Origin of the sequence: uncultured Phenylobacterium sp., from assembly GCF_902826855.1 — a bacterium.
Lineage (GTDB): Bacteria > Pseudomonadota > Alphaproteobacteria > Caulobacterales > Caulobacteraceae > Phenylobacterium.
Genome location: NZ_CADEGK010000274.1, coordinates 1 through 5056, shown reverse-complemented (window position 1 = coordinate 5056; position 5056 = coordinate 1). Strand labels below are relative to the sequence as shown.

7 protein-coding genes are annotated in these 5056 nt (G+C 67.6%); 5 read left to right on the top strand and 2 right to left on the bottom strand.

Annotated elements, in window-relative coordinates; translation table 11 throughout:
* The 4 genes from QZV94_RS23080 to QZV94_RS23065 all read left to right on the top strand — a co-directional run.
* A partial coding sequence (locus tag QZV94_RS23080; RefSeq protein WP_293682514.1) for a ferritin-like domain-containing protein occupies positions 1–1031 on the top strand: 1031 nt, incomplete at its 5' end.
* Positions 1032–1178: 147 nt separating this feature from the next.
* A complete protein-coding gene (locus tag QZV94_RS23075; RefSeq protein WP_293682512.1) occupies positions 1179–1703 on the top strand; it encodes a lipocalin family protein in 525 nt (174 codons plus the stop codon).
* Between the two features lie 49 nt (positions 1704–1752).
* The gene (mmcB, locus tag QZV94_RS23070) at positions 1753–2202 is read left to right on the top strand and encodes a DNA repair putative endonuclease MmcB (protein ID WP_293682510.1); all 450 of its coding nucleotides are present in this window, start codon (positions 1753–1755) and stop codon (positions 2200–2202) included.
* 40 nt (positions 2203–2242) lie between these two features.
* Complete coding sequence (locus tag QZV94_RS23065; protein ID WP_293682508.1) at positions 2243–2530, top strand: GIY-YIG nuclease family protein; 288 nt, start codon at positions 2243–2245, stop codon at positions 2528–2530.
* 48 nt (positions 2531–2578) lie between these two features.
* Here the strand turns inward: QZV94_RS23065 and QZV94_RS23060 are convergent, their stop codons facing one another.
* Together QZV94_RS23060 and QZV94_RS23055 are read right to left on the bottom strand one after the other, a co-directional pair.
* Complete coding sequence (locus QZV94_RS23060; protein WP_293682506.1) at positions 2579–3136, bottom strand: ActR/PrrA/RegA family redox response regulator transcription factor; 558 nt, start codon at positions 3134–3136, stop codon at positions 2579–2581.
* A 71-nt stretch (positions 3137–3207) separates the two neighbouring features.
* Positions 3208–4560: an ActS/PrrB/RegB family redox-sensitive histidine kinase gene (locus tag QZV94_RS23055; RefSeq protein ID WP_293682504.1), complete on the bottom strand. Its 1353-nt coding sequence runs from the start codon at positions 4558–4560 to the stop codon at positions 3208–3210.
* Between the two features lie 48 nt (positions 4561–4608).
* Between QZV94_RS23055 and QZV94_RS23050 the strand changes: the two genes are divergently transcribed.
* On the top strand, positions 4609–5056 hold a 448-nt coding region (locus QZV94_RS23050; RefSeq protein ID WP_293682502.1), incomplete at its 3' end, for an SCO family protein.

Below are 5056 nucleotides of genomic sequence, written 5' to 3'. Positions count from 1 at the left end.
GCTCGACGGCTTTCGACAAGATCATCTCTGCGACCCACGACCACTTCTGGGATCCGCTGGACAAGCGCTACATCGACTTCGACGAGCCATTCGACATGGCGAACGTCATGATCCTGCCGGAGAAGATGATCGGCGCGCTGAAGCTCGACTACGTCAACGAGACGCTCGGCTCGGAGGAGCGCCGCATCGCGTTCGCCAATGCTCAGACGCTGCGGACCTTCTCTTCGATCCTGCACGGCGAGCAGGGCGCGCTGAACCTGTCGGCCAGCCTCTGCCACGTGCTGAAGGACCAGGGCGCACAGGAGTACGCCGCCAACCAGACCCGCGAAGAGGCCCGCCACGTCACCGCCTTCGCCAAGTACATCAAGGCCCGCTGGGGCCGTCCGGTGGAATGCGGGCCGGTGCTGAAGGACCTGCTGGTCGAGATCATCGGAAGTCCCGAGGTCTACAAGAAGATCATCGGCATGCAGATGCTGGTCGAGGGCCTGGCGATGGGCGCCTTCGCCACGATCTTCAATGAAACCAACGACCCCCTGGCCCGCAAGCTCACGCAGCTGGTGATGACCGACGAGGCCTTCCACCACAAGTTCGGGAAGATCTGGGCCGACCGCACCATCCCGCACCTGAGCGAGAAGGAGCACGAGGTCATCGAGATGTGGGCGGCGCACTGCTTCCAGACGCTGCTGTTCAACCTGGTGGCCCCCAACCAGAACGTTGGGCTCTACGAGGAATTCGGCCTCGACCCCCAGAAGGTGATCGAGGGCATGTCCGAACTGGTCAATGACGAGACCCGTCGCGAGGACATGAAGGAAGCCACGAACATCTTCCGCGTGCTGGTGAAGACCCTGGTCAACGCCGGGATCATCACCGAGCGGACCCGCGCCTTCTATGCCGTCTACGTCGACATGGACGAGCTGAAGAGCGAGGGCGACAAGATGGTGGGCGACGACATCGCCGAGGAGGGGATCAAGTACCTCCAGGAGATCAACTTCGCCGACAAGGCCCGACAGATCCTGATCGCGGCGGAATAGGCCGCATCGCCGCGGCGAATGACGCCGTTAGTGCGGTCGTAATACTCCTGACGTCCCTGTTCAGCCGTCGGTCATCGGGGGCGTGCGTCCCTGTATCGCGCGCCTTCGTTATTGCACGGCAAAACAGTTGGTTTATTGCACCGCAACATGACCCAGCGTACCGTCCTCGCCGCGCTTGCCGCGTCCCTGATCCTGGCGATGGCCGCGCAGGCCGCGCCCGAACCCACCCGGCGCATCGAGATCAGCCAGATGATGGGCCGCTGGTACGAAGTCGCCAGGGTGCCCAACGCCCTGCAGCGGGGTTGCCAGGCCGGCGCGTCGGACTGGGCGCCGTCGGCCAAGGGCTTCGCGGTCGTGCAGTCCTGCCACAAGGGCGCGCCGAACGGGCCGCTGTCGGTGTGGAAGGCCAAGGCGACCGTGGCCGACCCCAAGACCAACGCCAAGCTGAAGATGACCTTCTTCGGCGGGGTGGTGAGCCAGGACTACGTCGTCGTCGACCACCGGCCTGAGCAAGGCTGGCTGGTGCTGGCCACGGCCAACGGCAAGTACCTGTGGCTGATGGCGACCCGGCCCACGCTGTCCGCGGCGATCAAATCGCAGGCGCTCGCCCGCATCGGCCAGCTTGGCTTCGATATCGGCCGGCTGGAGTTTCCACGGCCGATGGGCAGCTGATACCGCCTCAGGCCTTGCGCACGGAACGGAGCCGGAACAAGATTTCGGCATGGACGTCACCGTCGTCGCCGTTTCCCGTCCCGAGACCACCGCCAGCGTCACCCGCGGGGCCGCGCGCCTGCTGATCGCGCTGGGCTACGCGCCGCTCAGCGAGGTGACCTTGCCAAACGGCCGCCGCGCCGACCTGATGGCGCTGGGGCCGAAGGGCCAGATCTTCATTGTCGAGGTGAAGTCGGGGATCGAGGACTTTCGGGTCGACGTGAAGTGGCCCGAGTACCGCCCCTACTGCGACGCCTTCGCCTTCGCGGTGGCCCCGGAGTTCCCGCGCGAGATCCTGCCGGAGGAGCCGGGCCTGATCGTCGCCGACAGCTTCGGCGGCGCCATCCTGCGGGAGGCCGCCGCGGTCCCGCTGGCGGGCGCGCGGCGAAAGGCGCTGACGCTGGCGTTCGCCCGGCTGGCGGCGCTGCGGGCCGGCGGGGTGATGGCGACGGAGTTGTGAGCCGCTCATCCCCGCGCATGCGGGGACCCAGGCCTTTCTAATGTTCGCTGTCTACATCATGGCGAGCGAACGGAACGGCACGCTCTACATCGGGCATACCGACAGCCTCAGCCGCCGTGTGTGGGAGCATCGGGATGGTTCGACGCCAGGGTTCACATCGACCTACGGCGTGAAGCGGCTCGTCCATTATGAGTATTTCGAGACCCGCGAGGCCGCCTTCGCTCGGGAACGCGCCATGAAGAAGTGGTACCGGATCTGGAAGCTGCGACTGATCGAGAGCGCAAATCCAGACTGGGCGGACCTGGCTGAAACCTTGCCGCCTGAGTGAGGCCAAGCCTGGGTCCCCGCATTCGCGGGGATGAGCGGTTGAAGAGGCCTACCTCGGCGCGCGCTTCGCCAGGATCCGCTGGAGGGTCCGGCGGTGCATGTTGAGGCGGCGGGCGGTCTCCGAGACGTTGTGGTTGCAGAGTTCATAGACGCGCTGGATGTGCTCCCAGCGGACCCGGTCGGCGCTCATCGGGTTTTCAGGGGGGGCCGGGGCGGCGTCGCCACGGGCCAGCAGGGCGCGCACCACGTCGTCGGCGTCGGCGGGCTTGGAGAGGTAGTCGACGGCTCCGGCCTTCACCGCCTGCACGGCGGTGGCGATATTGCCGTAGCCGGTGAGCATGATGATCTTGGCGTCGGGACGCGCATCTCGGACCGCCTCCACCACCTTCAACCCCGACCCGTCCTCCAGCCGCATGTCCAGCACGGCATAGGCCGGCGCGTGCACCTTTACCGCGGCGATTGCCTCCTGGACGCTGCCGACCAGGGTGGGTTCGAAGCCGCGCTGTTCCAGCGCCCGGCCCAGGCGGTTTCGCAGCGGCGCGTCGTCATCGAGCACCAGCAGGGTCTTGTCGGTCAGCGCGGTGACCTCGGCGGACAGGTCGTTCATGCGTCGTCCTTCCTATACTGCGGCGGAGTGTCGCACCGAAACGCGTTTGTGCAAGCTTTGCCGCGTGCAGTTCAAACAACCTCAACCAACGAGCGATCCCAGCGCGCGGCCACAACCGCGCCTCGGGGCTTGCCGTTCTGGAAGGTGACGGTCGCGCCCGTACGCTCCAGCAGCGTCTTGGAGATGAAGAACCCCAGCCCCATGCCGATGTGGCCGGTGCGTGAACCCTCGGCGCCCGGGCGGCTCGTCACATAGGGCTCGCCAAGCTTGGCCAGGATCTCCGGCGCGAAGCCCGGACCGTCGTCGCGCACCTCGATGGTGACGCTGGCGGCGTCGAAGCGGGCGGAGACCAGGATTTCCGAGTGGGCGAAGTCGACGGCGTTCTCCACGAAGGTGCTGAAGGCGTGGGTGATCTCCGGCAGGCGGCGGATGTCGGGGGTCTTCACATCCTTGGCGCCGGTGACGATGGCCTCGACCCGCACCTCGGGCGAGGCGTTGGTGTGAGGCTCGATCACCTCCTGCACCAGCTGGCGCAGGGTGAGGCGCTCGTGCACCTCGTCGGACGCCTTGTCGGGGGTGGCCGCCAGCCGACGCAGGATCTCGCGGCAGCGCTCGGCCTGCGACTGCAACAGCTCCGCGTCCTCCTTCACCTGCGCCGTGGGCGCCTCGCGAATCATCTCCTTGGAGACGATGGAGATGGTGGCCAGGGGCGTGCCCAGTTCGTGTGCGGCGGCGGCGGCCAGCGCGCCCAGGGCCGAGAGCCGCTGCTCGCGCGCCAGCACGGCCTGGGTGACGTCGAGCGCCAGGGCCATGCGCGCGGCCTCCACCACCGACTGGCGCACGAAGCCGGCGATCAGCGCGATGCCGGCCACGTTGGCGATACCGGCGATGATCCGGTACTCGACCCCCACCCGCGGCTCAGGCGTCGCGGAGGGGTAGTCGAGCGCCACCACCGCCAGCATCAGCGAGGCGATCGAGGCTAGGCCGCCGACCAGCAGCAGCGGCCTGAGCGGCAGGGTCGCGGCCGCCAGGGTCACCGGCGCGATCAGCACCAGGACGAACGGGTTCGCCGTGCCGCCCAGGAGCCCGATCAGCGCGCTGAGCTGGATGATGTCCAGGGCGAGTTGGGCCACGGCCTCGCGGTCGTGCATCACCCGCTGCAGCGGGCCGCCGCGAAAGCTGGTGAGCAGGTTCAGGATCACGCCGGCGGCGATCACCACCGCGCAGACGCCGTAGGGGGCGTGGTAGCCGAGGCCGAGACCCATGGCGACCAGGAGCACGGTCTCGCCGACGATCACCATCCAGCGGACGTTGACCAGGGTGCGCACGCGCAGGTGACCGCGGCGGATCGCGGCGGTGTCCCAGACGCCTTGCGCGCCTGAGGACGCGGCCGTATCGAGGCCGCCGGTGGGGGCATGCGTCATGCGCGCGTTCCCGCATGAGGAGCAGCACGCCTCGAAAGGAAGACTACCATGTCCAGGCGCATCCTGGCGCTCATCGCTCTCCTGGCGCTGGCGCTGGCCATCCTCACGGGCCTAGCCGTCCGCAAAGGCGTGCTGGGCCCGCAGACGAACACGGCGGCGGTAGGCGGGCCGTTCCAACTGGTCGACACATCGGGACGTACGGTCGACCAGGGCGTGCTGAAGGGCAAGTGGAGCGTGGTGTTCTTCGGCTTCACACACTGTCCGGACATCTGCCCCACCACCCTGTTCGAGATGGCCCAGGTCGAGCCGCTGCTCGGCCCCAAGGCCCGGGATCTGCAGACCGTCTTCATCTCGGTGGACCCAAGTCGGGACACGACGGGCCAGGTGGCCGCCTACATCGCCAACCCCTCATTCCCCAAGCGCCTCGTGGGCCTCACCGGTTCCCCCGCCCAGGTGGACGCTGCAGCCAAGGCCTACCGGGTCTTTTATCAGAAAC